The sequence below is a fragment of the Roseomonas marmotae genome, from assembly GCF_017654485.1.
Taxonomy (GTDB): Bacteria; Pseudomonadota; Alphaproteobacteria; order Acetobacterales; family Acetobacteraceae; genus Pseudoroseomonas; species Pseudoroseomonas marmotae.
Genome location: NZ_CP061091.1, coordinates 1824372 through 1842183, shown reverse-complemented (window position 1 = coordinate 1842183; position 17812 = coordinate 1824372). Strand labels below are relative to the sequence as shown.

Here is a 17812-nt window from a genome sequence, read left to right as displayed (position 1 = left end):
ATCAGGTGATTCCACCTGATCGGGATCTGCTCTAGGCCCTGGGCCGCGCCGGCCGGCGGTTGACAGGCCGGCGAGCACCAACCGATAAATACCCTCCTCTGCGGGAGAGAGAGGCACCTGCCTCCGCCGAAGGCGCAAACTCCCATAATCGCTCAGGCATACTGAACCGCAGGGAAATTGTGTGCCGTCTGGAGAGAGACCGGAGCGCCTGCTTCGCGCGTTCAGGTCCACCGAAGGGGCAGGCTCCTGCCGGGGCCGAAACTCTCAGGTAAAAGGACAGCGGGAGAGGCACACCAGGATCCGCAAGGGAGCGTGTTCTGGCTTTAACCGGAGCATCTCCCATGTACCCGTTCCTGCCTTCGGAATCCCTGCTGTTCGTCATCTATCTGATCGCTATCACCGCCGAGGCGATGTCCGGTGCGCTCGCGGCCGGTCGCCGCAACATGGATATTTTCGGCGTGGTCGTCATTGCCTTCGTCACCGCGCTGGGTGGTGGCACCATCCGGGACCTGACCCTCGGCCGTTTTCCCATCGGCTGGACCCAACACCCGGAATACGTCTACCTCGTGATCTCCGCCGGGCTGCTGACCACGGTGATCGCGCCGTTCCTGCATAATCTGAAGCGGCTTTTCCTCGTGCTCGACGCCATGGGGCTGGTCGCCTTCTCGCTGATCGGCTGCAGCGTCGCATTGACGATGGATTACCCGACCATCGTCGTCATCATGTCCGGCATGATCACGGGAATCTGCGGCGGCATCCTGCGTGATGTGCTCTGCAACCAGGCGCCTGTGGTGTTCCGCCGAGAACTCTATGCGAGCGTCTCATTAGCCGTCTGCGCCCTTTTCCTCAGCCTGCGCGCGCTTGGCATCGATGCCGACCTGAATACCGCGGTCAGTTTCACGGCCGGCCTGATGCTGCGCCTGCTGGCTATCTGGAGAGAATGGAAGCTGCCGACCTTCTCCTACGGGCAGCACTGGGAATAGGGTGGCAGGTGACCCTTGTCCCGCGGACAGTCATCCCGCCGGGCAGCAGCGGCCTGCACCGACGTCCCGGCAGGAGGGTCCGATCCAGGTGAGCTGTCAGGATGCGCCCGCGCACCCACTCGGCGACTGCGTTGATCCTGGCTTCTGGTGGACTACGCCGCGGTATCCTCATCGCCCCGCTCCACCGCAAGCATGGCAAGCAACTCGCCGACCGAGATTCTGATCGTCGCTTCGTCATCCGAAGGCGGTGAACGGCTACCGATGCTGTCCAGCACGATAGCCGCAGCTGTCAGGCCCTTCTGGATCCCAAGAATACCGCCAGCCGCGCGGCTTGCCCGCCCGGTCCCGCTCACATTTGGCGGGTCAGCGCAGATAGCCTTCCACCAGCGCGACCCAATAGGCCGCACCGACGGGCAAGATTTCCTCGTCGAAGGCATATTCGGGATGGTGCACCATCTTGCCGGGACCGCTACCAAGGAAGCAATAGGTGCCCTTCTTCTTCTGCAGCATGAATGCGAAATCCTCAGACGCAAGGAGGGACGGGCCGGGATTGACAACCTGATCCTCGCCGAAGGCTGCTTGCGCAATCTTCGCGGCCTTGTCGGTCTCACCCGCGTCATTTACCAGCACCGCGCCGGGAATGCCCTCGCGGATTTCCGAAGTGCAGCCGAAGGACTCTGCCTGGTGGCTGACGATGCGACGGATGTTGCCCAGGATCATCTCGCGGTCCTCAGGCGTGGTCGAGCGAATGGAAAAGCGCAAGATAGCCTTTTCAGCCACCACATTGCCTGCGTTGCCCGATAGGAAGGCGCCGATGGTCACCACCGCGCGATGGGCTGGGGCGACATTGCGCGATATGATCGACTGAATCGCCATGACGACGGACGAGCCCGCCACCACTGGGTCAATGGTAAGTTCGGGGATTCCGCCATGGCCACCCTTGCCGATGATCTCGACTTCCCAGTTATCGACGGCCGACATCATCTCACCCGAGTGGAAATAGAACTTGCCCTTCTCGAGACCGGGGAGGTTGTGCATGCCAAAGACGGCATCGACGGGGAAGCGCTCGAACAGGCCATCCTTGATCATCGCCGGACCGCCCTCCATGGTTTCCTCGGCGGGCTGGAAGATCAGCCGGACGGTGCCATTGAAATTCCGGGTTTCCGCCAGATACTTTGCCGCGCCAAGCAGCATGGCGGTATGGCCATCATGCCCGCACAGATGCGCAACCCCCTTGACCGTGGATTTATAGGGCAGGTTGTTTTCTTCCTGGATCGGCAGGGCGTCGAAATCGGCGCGCAGGCCGATCACCTTGTCTCCGTCACCCACCTTGAGCGTGGCGACGATCCCATGCTTGCCGATGCCGGTCGCGATCTCAAAGCCGCCGATGGCGCGAAGCTGCTCGGCGATGTACTGGGCGGTGCGTTCCTCGTGCATGGACAGTTCGGGGTGGCGATGCATATGCTCGAACCATCCCTTCATCGCGATGCTATCCACATGCTTCACGATGGCGTTCATGTCATTTCTCCTGAGGATCAATGGATGCCGCCCCGCCATGTGGCAGGGCGGTAGCCGCCAAAGTCAACGGTCGCCGGTCTGCTTGCCCTTAGGGACCGTCATGACGATGGACAGGATGGCGACCGCCACCATCACCAGATTGGCCATGAAGGCGACCAGGGCCGCCTGGCGTGTGGCAAGGTTTTCCTGATTGCCGATGAAGGTGATCACGCCCGCGATCCATTCCACGCCGCCGGCGGTACCCGCGATCGCCGTATAGATCGTGGCGGAAATCGCGATGCCGAAGGACCCGCCCAGGGACGAGGCCATCTTGTAAATCCCCGCGCCCGCACCGGCCTGATCTTCGGGCAGGTTCGACAGCGCCGCATCGGTCGAAGGCGTGGCATAGAAGGCCAGCCCGATCCCGAACAGCGAGAAGGCGATCACGGTCAGCACCGTATAGGTGCCCAGCAGGAGGTTGGTGGGCATCAGCAGCAGGATGGACAGCCCGACAATAAGGCAGCCCCAGATCATCGGCTTGCGCGGGCCGAAGCGTTGCAGCAGCTTCTCGCCCACCCGGATGAAGGCAAGGATGGTAACGGCATAGCCGATGGTCAGAAGGCCGGCTCTCTGCGCCGTCATGTTGCCGCCCTGCTGCAGCACCAGCATGGCGACCATGATGATCCCCGCCGTGCCGTTCAGCAGCAGGTTCGAGATCGTTGCTCCGGTGAAGGTCAGGTTCCTGAACAGCCGGAACTGAACGAAGGCGTTCGGGTTGTTGCTTTCCAGCCGATAGAAGATGAAGCCGAAGACCACCGCCACTGCCAGCAGCACCAGCGAGGGCAGGCTGGTCCAGCCCATCTTGGATCCCTGGGTCGCGAAGATCTGCAAGGCGACCATGGCGATCATGAAGGTCAGCACGCCCGCGAGGTCGAACCTGTAGCCGGGCCTTGGCGGAGCCTTGCTCTCCGGGGTGCCGCGCACCAGCATCATGCCGATGAACGAAACCACCGCGGCGATAATGAAGATCGAGCGCCAGCCGACGTTCTGGGCCATCAGCCCACCGAATAACGCCGCGAAACCCGAACCGCCCCAGGAGCCCATGGACCACAGCGAGATCGCCCGCTGACGCCCGGCGCCCTCCCAATAGGCTTTCACCAGAGCCAGCGAGGACGGCATGATGAAGGCCGCCGAAAGACCCTGGCAGATGCGGCCCAGAATCAGGAACAAGCCGCCATTGCCCCCTGCAGGGGCCAGCCCGATCAGCAGCGACCCCACAATGGAGAACACGAAGCCGAACATCATGATCTTCACCCGCCCGACCCGATCAGCCAGGCCGCCGATGACGACGATGAAGATGCCGGAAAACAGCGCCGTGATTGACACGGCGATATTCATGAAGGTCTGTTCGACCTGAAGATCGGCGGCCATGGTTGGCGCGATGTTCAGTGTCGTCATGGCAAATAGCCAGAACGCCAGGACCCCCAGAATAATCCCGAACAACAGCCGGTCATTACCGCGATAGGTTTCGGCTGTAGCTGCTCTTTCCATGACCGCCTCTTTCGTTGACAACCGCCTGATTGTGACGCTAAAGAAAGGAAAAGGTTTCGTCATGGAAATCAAGAAAGATCAAGATAGTTTCAGAGGCATAATACACGACGTCTACTTAAGCTTTGCATTAAAACCAGTGACGACAACTTTCTGATCCGGCGCGGGAAGATGACGGTATCAGCGAGTGTTGTCAGGCGGGGTTGAGGTCAGCAAGACGTTCATAGCGGATGGTCAGGCGCCGGACTGGTTCAACCTGGCGAAGCTGCGCTCCACAACCCAGCGAAGACGGCCCAGCGGTGCACTGCTCTCAATACCTCGCCGAGCAATACGTGGGATGCGCGCACGACGCTCACTTCGGCAGCAGCGATGATCCTATCACTACCTGGGCATTTTATGATGAGGTGACAGGAACCTGCGTCGGCAGTGCGGACATCGGATCGGCGTGACGAGATGGCTGAACAGGCGGTCGAGAATGGCGCGTCGCACGGCGGGCAGGCTTGGTGAGGGTGGCGGGCCCGGCATTGGGGGCCGCATTTTCCCCCCGCCTCGTCCGGCGGTGCGCGGCGAGGCGGAGGTGCTGCAGGTAGGCACAGGCGATGCAGCTCATCAACGCGTGTCGGTGCAGGCCTGTCCAGGACCGTCCCTCGAAGTGGCCGAGCCCGAGTTCCTGCTTCAGCTGCTGGTGCGCCTGTTCGCAGATCCAGCGTCCTTTGATGGTGGCCGCCAGCGCCCGCAGCGGTGTGTCGGCGGACAGGTTGCTCAGATAGTACTTCCGCTCGCCGCTAGAGCGCCATTCGCCGACCAGCCAGGCTTCATCACCCGGCAGATGCCGGTTGTTGCCCCAAACCGCGCCGTCGCCCACCCGGATGCGCGCCGCGGCGAACCGGGCCGCCAATGCGCCCTTGGTACCCTGCCGCCAGGCGATGCGGCGCCAGGTTTGCGAGGCCAACACCCTCTCCGCCTCTGCTGGCTCTTCGTTCGGCACTGGCTTACGAGCCCGTCCCTGCGGCGGCACCAGCTGCACGGCGGCGCTGTAGACCTTCTGGTTGCGCGGGATGCCCACCGCCCAGCGCAGATCCCGAGCATCCAGGCCCTGCCGGAACGCCGCACTTGCGCCATAGCCCGCATCGGCCAGCACAGTGCCGAACCGCACGCCCGCCGCCCTCACGGTCGAGTTCGTCCAGTGCGATTTCGGCCTTGGTTCGCGGCGCCATCGCCGCCTCCGGCACGCCTGCCTGGGCACAGCGTGCAGGGTCATCGGTCCACTTCTCCGGCAGGAACAGCCGTAGACCGACCGGAACAGGCACCTCGCCCTGTGCCAGGGTGAGCGACACCAGCGATTGGCAATTGGCCTTCTTGCCGAGTTGGCCGCAGTACTGCGGCAGCACGCCGACTGACATCGTGCCTTTCTTAGGCAGCGCCGTGTCATCGATCACCAGCCAAGCCTGCGGACCGCCGACCAGCTTGTCGGCCTGCTGCGCCAGCACCGACCACAGCGGCGCATCATCCCAGGCGGGGCTGGCGATGAAGTGCTGCAGCTGGTCGTGGCCGCCCAAGCCAAGCCGGGCGGCCATCGGCTGCAGGCTCTTGCGCTCGCCGGGTCCGAGCAGACCCCGCAGGTAGAGCGGTGCCCAGGTGCGGCGGGTCTTGCGCCCCAGAACCTCCAGGAACGGCGCTAGCCAGCGATCCAGATCTGCTCCACCACCAAGGATGCTCGTCATCATCGTCGCCTCCAGCAGGAGGCGTCGCACACCATCAGATCATACGCAAACAAAATGCCCAGGTAGTGATAGAGGTTGTTATGGACCTCTGGGCTGGTAACGACCAGGTTGCGGGGCATGAGTTCCCGCAAGCCGTATCCATCCGATGTATCTGATGAAGAATGGGCGCTGGTCGCGCCCTATCTGACGCTCTTGCCGGAGCAGGCTGGGCAGCGGGAGCATCCCCTGCGCGAAGTGTTCAACGGCTTGCGCTACGTGGTGAAGACCGGCGCGCCCTGGCGCTGGATGCCGAATGACCTGCCACCCTGGGCGGCGGTGTACCAGCAGACGCAGCGCTGGCTGACGGCAGGCTGCTTCGAGGCACTGGCCGAGGACCTCCGCACCGTGCTGCGGCTAGCTGCCGGACGGAAGGCGCAGCCCACCGCTGCCATCCTGGACAGCCGGACCTTGCGCTCCACGCCAGAGAGCGGCGAGCGGGCGGGCTACGATGGCGCCAAGCGCAAGAAGGGTTCCAAGCTGCACCTGGCGGTGGACACGCTGGGGCATCTGCTGGCGCTGCACGTTACGCCTGCCAGTGCCGACGACCGCGCTGAGGTTGGGCGGCTTGCCCAAGCCGTGCAGGCCTCGACGGGCCAGAGCGTCGATCTGGCCTATGTCGACCAGGGCTATACCGGCCAGAAGGCGGCCGACGCTGCCAAGGCGCATGGCATCGAGTTGGAGGTGATCAAGCTGCCGGAGGCCAAGCGCGGCTTTGTGCTGCTGCCGCGACGCTGGGTGGTGGAACGCTCCTTTGCTTGGGCTACTCGCTTCCGCCGTTTGGTGAAGGACTATGAGCGCTATGCCAGCACCCTTGCCGACCTGCACCTCGTCGCCTTCACGTGCATCATGCTCAAGCAGGCTGCTCAACTGGCCGCAGGTCCATAACAACCTCTATTGTCCTGATTCTGTAGTTCCTCCGATCTGCTGGGTGCGCTGGCAGAAGCGCTGTATGGCACCGAGGATGTCGTCGGCGGACTTGGTCCAGCGGAACGGTCTGGGATCGACGTTATGGGCTTCGATGAAGGCACGGATGTCGCGCTCGAGCGCCTGGGTGGAACGATGGATGCCGCGCCGGATCTGCTTGTCGGTGATGAGGGCGAAGAAGCGTTCGACCTGGTTGATCCAGGAGGCGCCGGTGGGCGTGAAATGGACATGCCAGCGCGGGCGCTTGAGCAGCCAGTCGCGGATCGGCTTGGTCTTGTGGGTGGCGTAGTTGTCCATCACGAGATGGACGTCGAGATCCTGGGGCACGGCTTTCTCCACCTGATCCAGGAACTTCCGGAACTCGGTGGAGCGGTGCTTAGGGTAGCAGTGGCCGATCACTGTCCCGGTCGCGATGTCGAGCGCTGCGAACAGCGAGGTAGTGCCGTGGCGGGTATAGTCGTGCGTGCGCCGCTCCGCCTGGCCGGGACGCATCGGCAGCAGGGGCTGGGTGCGGTCGAGCGCCTGGATCTGGGACTTCTCATCCACGCACAGCACCAGCGCGCGGTCCGGCGGTGCCAGGTAGAGCCCGACGATGTCGCGCACCTTCTCGACAAAGAGCGGGTCATTGGAGAGCTTGAAGGTCTCGCTCCGGTGCGGCTGCAGCCCGAAGGCCCGCCAGATGCGGTGGATGGTCGATGGCGCATACCCGACGGTCCGGGCCATGGAGCGCAGCGACCAATGCGTCGCACCTGGCGGCGTTGTTTCCAGCGTCAGCCGGATGGTATCGGCGATCGCGTCATCGCCGATCGTGCGCGGCGTGCCTGGTCTGGGCTCATCGAGCAACCCGTCCAGGCGATGCACGGCGAAGCGCCGACGCCACTTTGAAACCGTGTTGGCGTCCGCGCCGACCTCAGCGCTGATCGCCTTGTTCTCCAGACCCGCGGCGGCGGCCAACACAATGCGGGCCCGGCGCGCCATCGCCTGTCCGGTCTTGTGAGCCCGAGCCAGGGATTCCAGTTCCCGACGTTCGGCCTCACTCAGCCTAATCGTCACCGCCGGTTTGCCCATCGCGGCTCTCCCTACGATTACCTGCATGATCGTAGGAATTTCGCGATCAGGATACTAGGCTTTGTCGGCGTGCAGCTTGCCTGGTCCGCGGTGTGGCCGCGCTTGATGCTTGGCCCGCACATTCGGCAAAGCGTCGGACATCGGAAGGAGCAGGCGGCTGTCAGGGCAATTGGCTCCGCTCAGCGTCAGGCCAAGCGGCGGGCCTTGCACATCCGTGGCGAGATCTCGCTTCGTGCCGGGCCTGTCGCGGTCCGTCGGGTTCGGGCCAACCGCCACACCTCCCTTTCGCAGCCACGCCGCTTACCGTGCTCAGCCAGGGCAAGAAATTCGCCTTCCGGTATGACGCCGGCCACGCCGGCAACATCGTCGGCGGCAGAGCCGTCCGCTTCATGGACCAGGGCGAGTGGGCCGCCACGCATTCCTCGGCCACCCGCCACAAGCTGTCGCAGGACGGCCATGGGCGCCGGCTGATGTTCCTCGAAGCGAGCATCATCACGCAGGCCACGGAAGAAAAGTTCGCAAACTGCGGGGTTTTGCGCCCCCAATGCACGACGGGCCGGTTCTCCTCACCTCAGCAGAGAACGCCGCCACGGCCGCAATAACCGCAGCCGGCTGGCTTATTGCTGGCCTGGAGCTTGGGCTGAAGGTGGACGCCCCATAGGGCGCTTCTGATCAGAAGCAGGGCAGCCAGAGCGGGTCTTTTCCGCCTCGTAATACTGCCACGATCAGCCTGTCTGGGACGCATCCAACGTGCTGAAAGCGTTCGCTTTCAGTCCAATGGCGTCCCCTAGGGGATTCGAACCCCTGTTACCGCCGTGAGAGGGCGGTGTCCTAGGCCTCTAGACGAAGGGGACTTCGTTGGGCGTGGCGGGCTTCTAACCGCGCTGCCTCCGCCGATCAAGGCACCTTTGGCAGGTTAGAGAAGAAAATTTCATTTTGCTTCTCCTGCCCGCCCTCAGGGGCCTACTGGCCCAGGCGCAGCTCTCCGGTCTGGCGCAGGTTGCGGGGGTCCAGCAGCAGCACGCGGCCACCATCGGGCCGCTCCACCCAGACGGCCAGCTGACCGTTCAACGCAGCGATGCCGGCGATGCGGCTGCCGGCGGGCTGCGTCAGCACCATTTCCGTGTTAGCAACCGCCACACCCTGGGCGGCTTCCCCCATGCGCTGGATCAACAGCACCACCAGCGCCACCGTGGCCACCACGATGAGCGCGCCCATGACGGACACCAGGATCTTGAGCGCGCGCACCGACACCTCCGAAGCAAATCAGTTACCAGCCGAGACCTTCACCCTGCCCGCCGGCCCGGCCGAGGCGGGGCAGCGGGTGGATCGGTTCCTGGCGGCGGCGATAGGCACGCTCTCCCGCTCCCGCGTCAAGGCGCTGATCGAGACCGGGCGGGTCTGGCGGGACGCAGCGCCGGTCGCCGACCCGTCGGAGACCGTGCGTGCCGGCGCCACCTACCGGGTGGAGGTACCGCAGGCCGTGCCCGCCACGCCGGTCGCGCAGGATATTCCGTTGACCATCCTCTTCGAGGACAAGCACCTGATCGTGCTCGACAAGCCCGCCGGGCTGGTGGTCCATCCCGCGCCGGGCAACCAGGACGGCACGCTGGTCAATGCCCTGCTGGCCCATGCGGGGGACGACCTGGCCGGCATCGGCGGCGAGAAGCGCCCCGGCATCGTCCACCGGCTGGACAAGGACACCTCCGGCGTCATGGTTGTGGCCAAGACGGAGCGGGCTCATCAGGCCCTCTCCGCGACCTTCGCCAGCCGGGAAGCGCTGGAACGCTCCTACCTCGCCCTCGCCTGGGGCGTGCCAAGCCCCCCCCGCGGCGAGATCTCGGCCGCCATCGGCCGGCATCCGACCGACCGCAAGCGCATGGCCGTCGTCACCCGCAACGGCAAGGATGCGCTGACCCGCTATGGTACCGAGCGTGCCTGGGGCACCGCCTGCGCCCTCCTGCGCTGCCGCCTCGCCACCGGCCGGACGCATCAGATCCGCGTGCATCTGGCGCATATCGGGCATCCGATCGTGGGCGATCCGGTTTACCTGAAACGCATGCCTGCCAGCGCGCGATCCCTGCCGACCCTTGCGCGGGATGCATTGCTGGCCTTCCCCAGACAGGCGCTACATGCCGAATCGCTCGGCTTCCCCCACCCCGTCACGGGAGAAATATTGCGTTTCACCGCGCCGTTGCCGGAGGATTTCAGGATGCTTCTTGGGTTGCTCGACGGTAACGGGAGGTAACCCGACTATTACAGTCGGGATTTCCTTGCGCAACTCCGCGCCCCTTGATAACGTTGGTTCAGTCGCCAACGCCGGGTGCCACAGCAACGGCGCAGCCACCCAGACCGTCCTGTCGTGACGGCGGGGCGGGTGGCGCGTCAGGGCCCGTGCGGGGGGCGACCCGGACCGTTTGGCCGTCCGGGGCTCGCCGTCACAGGGGCGCCCGGAAGGTGCAGGAGGCAGATGCGACCATGGCTTCCACTACGTCTTCGATGATCCCGATTGCCCCGGAGGGCAATCTCTCCCGCTACCTGCAGGAGATTCGTAAATTCCCCATGTTGACGCCGGAGGAGGAGTTCCGGCTTGCCAAGGCATGGAAGGATGCCGGCGACCAGAAGGCCGCCCACCGCCTTGTTACATCTCACCTGCGCCTCGTTGCCAAGATCGCCATGGGCTACCGCGGCTACGGCCTGCCGGTGGGCGAGCTGATCAGCGAGGGCAATGTCGGCATGATGCAGGCAGTGCGCCGCTTTGATCCCGACCGGGGCTTCCGCCTGGCCACATACGCCATGTGGTGGATCCGCGCCGCGATCCAAGAGTACATTCTGCATTCCTGGTCCCTGGTAAAGATGGGCACCACGGCGGCGCAGAAGAAGCTGTTCTTCAACCTGCGCCGGCTGAAGGGCCAGATGGCCGCCCTCGAGGAGGGCGACCTGCAGCCTGAGCAGGTGCAAAAGATCGCCCATGTGCTGCAGGTGCCGGAACAGGACGTCGTGTCCATGAACCGTCGCCTCGCCTCGCCCGACAATTCGCTGAACGCGCCTGTTCGCGCCGACAGCGAGGGTGAGTGGCAGGACTGGCTGGTGGATGAGAGCGAGAGCCAGGAAACCGAGATCGCCGAGCGGCAGGACATGTCCAACCGCCGTGAGCTGCTCGGTGAGGCGCTAAAGACGCTCAATGAGCGTGAGCGCCACATCCTGATCGAGCGCCGCCTGAAGGACGAGCCGACGACGCTGGAGGAACTCTCCCAGCAGTACAACATCAGCCGCGAGCGTGTGCGGCAGATCGAGGTCCGCGCCTTCGAGAAGCTCCAGAAGAGCATGAAGGCGCAGATCGCCGAGCGCCGGCTGACGGTGGACTGACCCACCGCGCCGCGGACATGAAAAAAGGGGCGCGGCCTGCGAAGGCCGCGCCCCTTCTCTTTTCAGGCCGCCTCAGCCCGCGAAGGGGTCGCTGACCAGGATGGTGTCGTCACGCTCCGGGCTGGTGGAGAGCAGCGTCACCGGCGCCTCCACCAGTTCCTCGATGCGCTTCACATACTTGATCGCGGTAGCCGGCAGCTCGGCCCAGCTCCGCGCGCCCTGGGTGGACTGGGACCAGCCCTCCAGCACCTCATAGACAGGCTCGGCCTTGGCCTGGGCGCCCAGGGCGGCCGGCAGGCGCTTCACGATCTCGCCGTCGATACGGTAGCTCGTGCAGATCTTCAGCTCGGTCAGGCCGTCCAGCACGTCCAGCTTGGTCAGGGCCAGGCCCTGCACGCCACCGACCTTCACTGCCTGCCGCACCAGGCAGGCATCGAACCATCCACAGCGGCGCGGGCGGCCGGTCACGGTGCCGAACTCGCGGCCCCGCTCGCCCAGGCGCTTGCCGACGTCATCGAACAGCTCGGTCGGGAAAGGGCCGGAGCCGACGCGGGTGGTATAGGCCTTGGCGATGCCCAGCACCGTACCGATCTGGTGCGGCCCGACCCCCGCCCCCGCCGCCGCATTGCCGGCCACGGTGTTGGAGGAGGTGACGAAGGGATAGGTGCCGTGGTCCACGTCCAGCATCACGGCCTGTGCGCCCTCGAAGAGCACGCGCTTGTTGCTGTGGCGGGCCTCGTCCAGCCGCTCCCACACCGCCTCGGCATAGGGCAGCAGCTTGGGCGCCAGGGCGACCAGCTTGTCCAGCAGCACCTGCTTCTCGAAGGTCTCGGCACCCAGGCCCTTCAGCAGGGTATTGTGGTGCAGCAGCAGCTCGTCGAGCTTGGTCGAGAGCGTCTCTGGCTCGGCGAGATCGCAGAGGCGGATGGCGCGGCGCGCCACCTTGTCCTCATAGGCCGGGCCGATGCCGCGGCCGGTGGTGCCGATCTTGTTCTCGCCGCGCGCAACCTCGCGCGCCTTGTCGATGGCGGAGTGCAGCGGCAGGATCAGCGGCGTGTTCTCGGCGATCCGCAGGTTGTGCGGGCCGACATCCAGCCCCTGCTCCCGCACGCGGGAGATCTCGGCCAGCAGCGCGTCCGGGTCCAGCACCACGCCATTGCCGATGACGCCCAGCTTGCCGCGCACGATGCCGGAAGGCAGCAGCGACAGCTTGTAGGTCTGGTTGCCCACCACCAGCGTATGGCCGGCATTATGGCCACCCTGGAAGCGCACAACGATATCGGCCCGGCTGGCCAGCCAGTCGACGACCTTGCCCTTGCCCTCGTCGCCCCACTGGGCGCCGATGATGGCGACATTGGCCATGGCTACGCGTTCTCCTCGATCGGCGCGGCTGCGGCCCCGCGCAGGATGTGGCTGCACCGCAGGCTCTGCGGTGTATCGGTGGCGGACAGCGCCGCCACGGTGAAGAAACCCCGGGCCCGCAACGCGGCGGCGGCGGCGGCATCGGCGCCGCGCGGGATGAAGACCCGGGCGGGCAGCGGGCGCACCGGCGCGGCGCGGCCTACGGCATCGGGGTAGAGGGTCATGCCGGTCGCCGGCTCCTCCCCGCTCATGTAGCGGCCGCCGCGTGCCAGCTCCCCGGTATGGCCGGGACCATAGAGCGTGAAAGCCACACCAACATGGTACTGCAGGCCCCGGAACTCCACGGGGTCAAGCGTAATACGCAGTCCCGGCGCGCGGGCGCGGATGGCGGCGATGATGGCGGCGGCATTGTCGGCAATCGCACGGGCGGCCTGCGGCAGGTCGGCCGCCTTCAGCGCGGCCAGGGCGCCATCGGCCGGGCCGGCCGCGGTCAGCAGCGCCGTCAGCCCGACGGCGGGCGGGCCGGCGATGGCGGCCAGCTCCGTCACGGCAGCGGCGTCCTTGCGGTCCAGCGCGCGGGCCAGCTTGCGACGCAACTCGCCTTCCACCCCGGCGGCATCCAGCAGCGCGGGCGCCATGGTCGGCAGTGTGATGTCCAGGCTGGGCGCGGCGATGCCGGCGGCGGCCAGGGCCTCGACGCCCAGCAGCGCCACCTCGGCATCGGCTTCGGCGCAATCGGTGCCGATCAACTCGATGCCGACCTGCGGGATCTGCCGCTCCGGCGCCAGCTGGGTGCCGCGCACCCGCAGCACCTGCCCGGAATAGGAAAGCCGCAGCGGGCGCGGCACGGCGCCCAGCCGGGTCGCGGCGATGCGCGCCACCTGGGGGGTGATGTCGGCGCGCAGGCCCATCATGCGCTGGCTGTCGGGGTCCATCAGCCGGAAGGTCTGCTCCGCCACGGCGGCGCCGGAACCCGCCAGCAGCGAATCCTCGAATTCCAGCAGCGGCGGCTTCACGCGCTCATAGCCATGCGCGGCGAAGACGGCATGCATCGCCTCGACCAGCGCAGCCTCCTGCGCTGCCTCGGGGGGCAGCAGGTCGCTCAGGCCGGAGGGCAACAGGGCGGGGCTTGGCAGATCTTCGGTCATGATCCCAGGCAAAGAGGCACGTGGCGGCGGCTGTGTGGCAGCGCGAGGCGGCGGGGGCAAGGGCGGATCGCGCTATGCTGTCCTTCATAGCACCCCTTCGTGGTCCGGACGGGCGCTTGTATCGACACCGTCACAACCCAGATGCTCCATATCAGCTTTCTGGTGCGAGCCATGACAAAGCGCTTATTCCTCCTCTCCGCCCTGGTCGCCCTGCCGGTGCTGGCGGGCTGCAACCAGCCCGGCACGAACACGGGCATGTGGGACGGCTATATCGGGCAGCAGCCCTATCTGGCCGGCGCCGGGGACCCCCTGCGTGCCGCCGCGCTGGAGGCCCCCTTCACCTTCGGCGACCTGAACGCCCAGCGCGGCCAGCCCGCGCGGGTTGCCCTCTCCCTCGCGCAGCTGGAATACCTGACCTGGCGCCTGGAGAATGACCCCGGACGCGCGAGCAACTTCCCCGGCACCACCCTGCTTCAATTGCAGGCCGGCCGGGCGGAGGCGCGGCGCGCCTTCGGCATTGCCCCCAATGCGCCAGCGCCGCAGGTCATGGACGCGCTGCAGCGCGCCGCGCGGGAGCTCCAGAGGGGTAACACCGCCGCCGCCCAGGCCGCGCTCTCGGGCCCCGATTTCCCGCTGGGGGGTGCCGAGACGCTGCGACGGCTGTCCAACCCACCCTCCCCGCTCCTGCAGGTCCAGGCAGCGGCCGGAGCCATCAATAACAACGTGATGGACGACAGCGGCTTCCAGCAGCCCAGCGGCGCGCCTTTCATACGCTGAGCCAGACTGCCTGACCGTGGCGCGATACGTCCTGAGGCAGGGCGTATCGCGCCACGGCATGCGGAGGCTATGCTGCTCCCCGAACGAGGTCGTCGGGAACCCGCATGTCGATTCACGCCGCGGTGACGCATCATACCCGCTACCAATACGACCGGCCCGTGTCGCTGGGACCGCAGACCATCCGGCTCCGGCCCGCGCCACATGCGCGCACCCCGATCCTCGCCTACACGCTGACGATCGATCCCCACCCGCATTTCCTGAACTGGCAGCAGGACCCGCAGGGCAATTTCCAGGCCCGCGTGGTGTTTCCCGGGCCTGTGACGCATTTCGACATCACCGTGGACCTCGTGGCCGATATGGCCACCATCAATCCCTTCGACTTCTTCCTGGAACCTGAGGCCGAGACCTGGCCCTTCAGCTACGACCCCGTGCTGGAACATGAGCTGGCGCCCTTCCGCCGCGCCGACCCGCCGGGACCGCTGCTCTCCGGCCTGATGGAGCAGGTGCCGAAGCCGCCGGCGGAGGGTGGGCTGGGCACGGTGTCCATGCTGCTGGACATCAACACCCTGGTGAACCGCAGCATTCCCTACGTCGTGCGGATGGAGCCGGGCGTCTGGTCGCCGGAGGAGACGCTGGAGCAGGGGAAAGGTTCCTGCCGCGACAGCGCCTGGCTGCTGGTGCAGCTGCTGCGGAACCTCGGCTTCGCCGCGCGCTTCGTCTCCGGCTACCTGATCCAGCTGGTGGCGGATGAGAAGCCGCTGGAAGGCCCGCAGGGCCCCGGCGCCGATTTCACGGACCTCCATGCCTGGGCGGAAGTCTATCTGCCCGGCGCCGGCTGGGTGGGGCTCGACGTCACCTCAGGCCTCCTGGTGGGCGAAGGCCATATCCCCCTGGCCGCGACGCCCGAGCCGCAGTCGGCCGCCCCGATCAGCGGGCGGATGAGCGAGGCCGGGGTGGAGTTCGACTTCGGCATGTCCATCCAGCGGGTGCGCCAGACACCGCGCGTCACCAAGCCCTATGAGGACGCCGCCTGGCAGGAGATTCTGGCCTCCGGACAAGCGGTGGACCAGCAGTTGGAAACGGGCGCCGTGCGCCTGACCATGGGAGGGGAGCCGACCTTCGTCTCGGCCAGGGACCAGGATGCGCCGGAATGGAATACCGCCGCGCTGGGGCCCACCAAGCGCAGTCTCGCCGGCCGGCTGCTGAAGCGGCTGATGCCACTTTGGGCACCGGGCGGCGTGGTGCAATACGCCATGGGCAGGCATTATCCGGGCGAGCAACTGCCGCGCTGGCAGCTGAATGCCCATTGGCGCGCCGATGGGCAGCCGGTCTGGCGGGATGCCGCCCTGCTTTCGGACGACGACCATACCGATACCGCCGATGCCGGGGATGCCGCCGATTTCGCCGCCGCGCTGGCGGCGCGGCTGGGCGTGGACCCCGCGCTGGTGAACCCGGCTTTCGAGGACAGCCACTACTACCTCTGGAAGGAAAAGCGCCTGCCGGCAACCGGGCCGGACGAGGATGCCAGACCGGGCGACCCGCTGGAGCGGGCAAGGCTGGCCAGGATCTTCGCCCAGGGCCTGGGTTCCAGCGTCGGCTCGGTGCTGCCGCTACGCCATGGCCGGGATGGCTGGGAATCCGGCAGGTGGTTCTTCCGGGATGACGCGCTGTTCCTGGTCCCCGGCGATTCCCCCATCGGCCTCCGCCTGCCGTTGGACAGCCTGCCCTGGGCCGACCCCGCCGCCGCGCACGGCGCCTTGTTCCCCGGCGGGAGTCTGCATGCCGCCACGGGGGGCGGTGACGGCGTCCTCCTGCGGCACCAGCGGATGCCGGAAGCACGGGGAGAGGCGCCCGATCCGATCCGTACGGCCCTGACGGTCGAGGCGCGGGAGGGGAAGCTGACTGTCTTCTTCCCGCCCCTGGCGGAGATCGGGCATTGGCTCGAACTCTGCGCCGCCGTTGAGGACACCGCCGCACAGGCCGGCCGCCGCGTGGTGCTGGAAGGCTATGCCCCGCCGCGCGACCCGTGCGTGCCAGGCTTCTCCATCACCCCCGCCCCTGGCGTGATCGAGGTGCTTCTCCATCCCGCCACCAACTGGGAGCAGCAGGTGGAGCGGACGGAGCAGCTCTACGAGGCCGCCCGCCAGGAAGGACTGGCGGCCCAGAAGTTCATGCTGGATGGCCGCCATGCCGGCACGGGCGGCGGCAACCATGTGGTGATGGGCGCGGCCAGGCCGGCCGACAGCCCCTTCCTGCGGCGCCCGGATCTGCTGAAGTCGCTGCTGGGCTTCTGGCACAACCATCCCAGCCTCAGCTTCCTCTTCGCCGGGCAGCTCATCGGCCCCGCCAGCCAGCACCCGCGCATCGATGAGGGGCGGCAGGATGTGCTGAACGAGCTGGAGATCGCCTTCCAGCAGATCAGCCCCTTCGAGGAGAAGGCGCCCTGGGTCACCGACCGGCTCTTCCGCAACATCCTCGCGGACATGACCGGCGATACCCACCGCGCCGAATTCTCCATCGACAGGCTCTATCCGCCGGACAGCGGCAGCGGACGGCTGGGGCTGGTGGAGTTCCGTGCCTTCGAGATGCCGCCAAACCCGCGCATGGCCGCTGCCCAGATGCTGCTGATGCGTGCCGCCGTCGCCGCCTTCTGGAACCGGCCCTACGAACGGCGGCTGGTGCGCTGGGGCACCCGGCTGCATGACGATTTCATGCTGCCCCACTATGCCGTGCAGGACCTGCGCGACGCCATCCGGGAACTTCGCGAGCTCGGCGCCCCGCTGCGGGTGGAATGGTTCGAACCCCATGTCGAATTCCGCTTCCCCCAGGTGGGTGAGGTGACGCTGGAGGGCATCCGGCTGGAGCTGCGGCAGGCGCTGGAGCCCTGGCATGTGCCGGGCGGGGAAAGAACGGGCACCGGCGCCGCCCGCTCCGTCGACAGCAGCACCGAGCGGTTGCAGGTGAAGGCGCAGGGCTTCGTGCCGGAACGCTTCATCCTCGCCGCCAATGGCAAGGCGCTGCCGATGTGGGCCACCGGCAACACCGGCGAGTTCGTGGCGGGGCTTCGCTTCAAGGCCCGGGCGACGCCCTCCGCCCTGCACCCGATGATCCCGGTCCAGGCCCCGTTGACCTTCGACCTCTGGGACAGGTGGACCGGCCGCAGCCTGGGCGGCTTCACCCATCATGTCGCGCAGCCCGGCGGCCGGAACTACGAGCACTTCCCGGTCAATGCCAATGAGGCCGAGGCCCGGCGCCGCGCCCGCTTCCTCCCCTTCGGACATACGCCCGGCCCGATGCCGGAGCCTCTCCGGGTGGAAAGCACGGAACTCAGCCGCACCCTCGACCTGCGCCGCTTTGCGTGATAGCGGGCGCC

General features: G+C 66.6%; 13 protein-coding genes, 1 tRNA gene, 3 pseudogenes and 1 riboswitch. Of the genes and pseudogenes, 7 read left to right on the top strand and 10 right to left on the bottom strand.

Annotated elements, in window-relative coordinates; genetic code table 11:
- The first annotated feature begins 91 nt into the window (after window positions 1-91).
- Window positions 92-179: riboswitch (glycine riboswitch) on the top strand.
- A gap of 162 nt (window positions 180-341) precedes the next feature.
- Window positions 342-983, top strand: a complete 642-nt coding sequence (locus IAI58_RS08705; RefSeq protein ID WP_208775914.1) for a trimeric intracellular cation channel family protein — start codon at window positions 342-344, stop codon at window positions 981-983.
- Between the two features lie 363 nt (window positions 984-1346).
- Here the strand turns inward: IAI58_RS08705 and IAI58_RS08700 are convergent, their stop codons facing one another.
- The 4 genes and pseudogenes from IAI58_RS08700 to IAI58_RS08690 all read right to left on the bottom strand — a co-directional run bounded on the left by IAI58_RS08700 (window position 1347) and on the right by IAI58_RS08690 (window position 5752).
- Window positions 1347-2501 carry an amidohydrolase gene (locus IAI58_RS08700; RefSeq protein ID WP_207451453.1) on the bottom strand — a complete coding sequence of 385 codons (1155 nt, stop codon included), beginning with the start codon at window positions 2499-2501 and terminating at the stop codon, window positions 1347-1349.
- Window positions 2502-2564: 63 nt separating this feature from the next.
- A complete protein-coding gene (locus IAI58_RS08695; RefSeq protein ID WP_208775913.1) occupies window positions 2565-4094 on the bottom strand; it encodes an MFS transporter in 1530 nt (509 codons plus the stop codon).
- Window positions 4095-4221: 127 nt separating this feature from the next.
- A pseudogene (locus IAI58_RS23445) lies at window positions 4222-4403 on the bottom strand (IS5/IS1182 family transposase); the annotation flags it as partial.
- Between the two features lie 19 nt (window positions 4404-4422).
- A pseudogene (locus IAI58_RS08690) lies at window positions 4423-5752 on the bottom strand (IS701 family transposase).
- 117 nt (window positions 5753-5869) lie between these two features.
- On the opposite strand from IAI58_RS08690, the gene IAI58_RS08685 reads away from it, so the two are divergent.
- A complete protein-coding gene (locus tag IAI58_RS08685) occupies window positions 5870-6676 on the top strand; it encodes an IS5 family transposase (protein ID WP_208775912.1) in 807 nt (268 codons plus the stop codon).
- 6 nt (window positions 6677-6682) lie between these two features.
- Here IAI58_RS08685 and IAI58_RS08680 read toward each other — a convergent pair whose 3' ends face one another.
- Together IAI58_RS08680 and IAI58_RS23025 are read right to left on the bottom strand one after the other, a co-directional pair.
- The gene (locus IAI58_RS08680) at window positions 6683-7783 is read right to left on the bottom strand and encodes an IS630 family transposase (RefSeq protein WP_208775911.1); all 1101 of its coding nucleotides are present in this window, start codon (window positions 7781-7783) and stop codon (window positions 6683-6685) included.
- Window positions 7784-7843: 60 nt separating this feature from the next.
- Window positions 7844-8071 (bottom strand): annotated as a pseudogene (locus tag IAI58_RS23025) (IS5/IS1182 family transposase); the annotation flags it as partial.
- 17 nt (window positions 8072-8088) lie between these two features.
- On the opposite strand from IAI58_RS23025, the gene IAI58_RS08675 reads away from it, so the two are divergent.
- On the top strand, window positions 8089-8385 hold the full coding sequence (locus IAI58_RS08675) for a hypothetical protein (RefSeq protein ID WP_207446462.1): 297 nt from the start codon (window positions 8089-8091) through the stop codon (window positions 8383-8385).
- Between the two features lie 176 nt (window positions 8386-8561).
- Here the strand turns inward: IAI58_RS08675 and IAI58_RS08670 are convergent.
- Both IAI58_RS08670 and IAI58_RS08665 read right to left on the bottom strand, forming a co-directional pair.
- Window positions 8562-8637: transfer RNA gene (locus IAI58_RS08670), tRNA-Glu, on the bottom strand.
- Window positions 8638-8746: 109 nt separating this feature from the next.
- Window positions 8747-9031, bottom strand: coding sequence for a DUF6476 family protein (locus IAI58_RS08665; protein WP_237182828.1), 285 nt, complete (start codon window positions 9029-9031; stop codon window positions 8747-8749).
- Between IAI58_RS08665 and IAI58_RS08660 the strand changes: the two genes are divergently transcribed.
- Both IAI58_RS08660 and rpoH read left to right on the top strand, forming a co-directional pair.
- Window positions 9000-10031 (top strand): RluA family pseudouridine synthase, encoded by a 1032-nt coding sequence (locus IAI58_RS08660; RefSeq protein WP_207446463.1) that lies wholly within the window; start codon window positions 9000-9002, stop codon window positions 10029-10031. The two genes, IAI58_RS08665 and IAI58_RS08660, sit on opposite strands and share 32 nt — an antisense overlap.
- 230 nt (window positions 10032-10261) lie before the next feature.
- On the top strand, window positions 10262-11152 hold the full coding sequence (gene rpoH / locus IAI58_RS08655; protein WP_207446464.1) for an RNA polymerase sigma factor RpoH: 891 nt from the start codon (window positions 10262-10264) through the stop codon (window positions 11150-11152).
- A gap of 72 nt (window positions 11153-11224) precedes the next feature.
- Here the strand turns inward: rpoH and IAI58_RS08650 are convergent, their stop codons facing one another.
- Together IAI58_RS08650 and IAI58_RS08645 are read right to left on the bottom strand one after the other, a co-directional pair.
- The gene (locus tag IAI58_RS08650; protein ID WP_207446465.1) at window positions 11225-12514 is read right to left on the bottom strand and encodes an adenylosuccinate synthase; all 1290 of its coding nucleotides are present in this window, start codon (window positions 12512-12514) and stop codon (window positions 11225-11227) included.
- Between the two features lie 2 nt (window positions 12515-12516).
- Window positions 12517-13662 carry an ATP phosphoribosyltransferase regulatory subunit gene (locus IAI58_RS08645; RefSeq protein WP_207446466.1) on the bottom strand — a complete coding sequence of 382 codons (1146 nt, stop codon included), beginning with the start codon at window positions 13660-13662 and terminating at the stop codon, window positions 12517-12519.
- Window positions 13663-13833: 171 nt separating this feature from the next.
- Here IAI58_RS08645 and IAI58_RS08640 point away from each other — a divergent pair, with 171 nt between their 5' ends.
- Both IAI58_RS08640 and IAI58_RS08635 read left to right on the top strand, forming a co-directional pair.
- On the top strand, window positions 13834-14439 hold the full coding sequence (locus IAI58_RS08640) for a hypothetical protein (RefSeq protein WP_207446467.1): 606 nt from the start codon (window positions 13834-13836) through the stop codon (window positions 14437-14439).
- Window positions 14440-14543: 104 nt separating this feature from the next.
- Entirely contained in the window at window positions 14544-17801 is a 3258-nt protein-coding gene (locus tag IAI58_RS08635) for a transglutaminase family protein (RefSeq protein ID WP_207446469.1), read from the top strand.
- Window positions 17802-17812 lie beyond the last annotated feature (11 nt).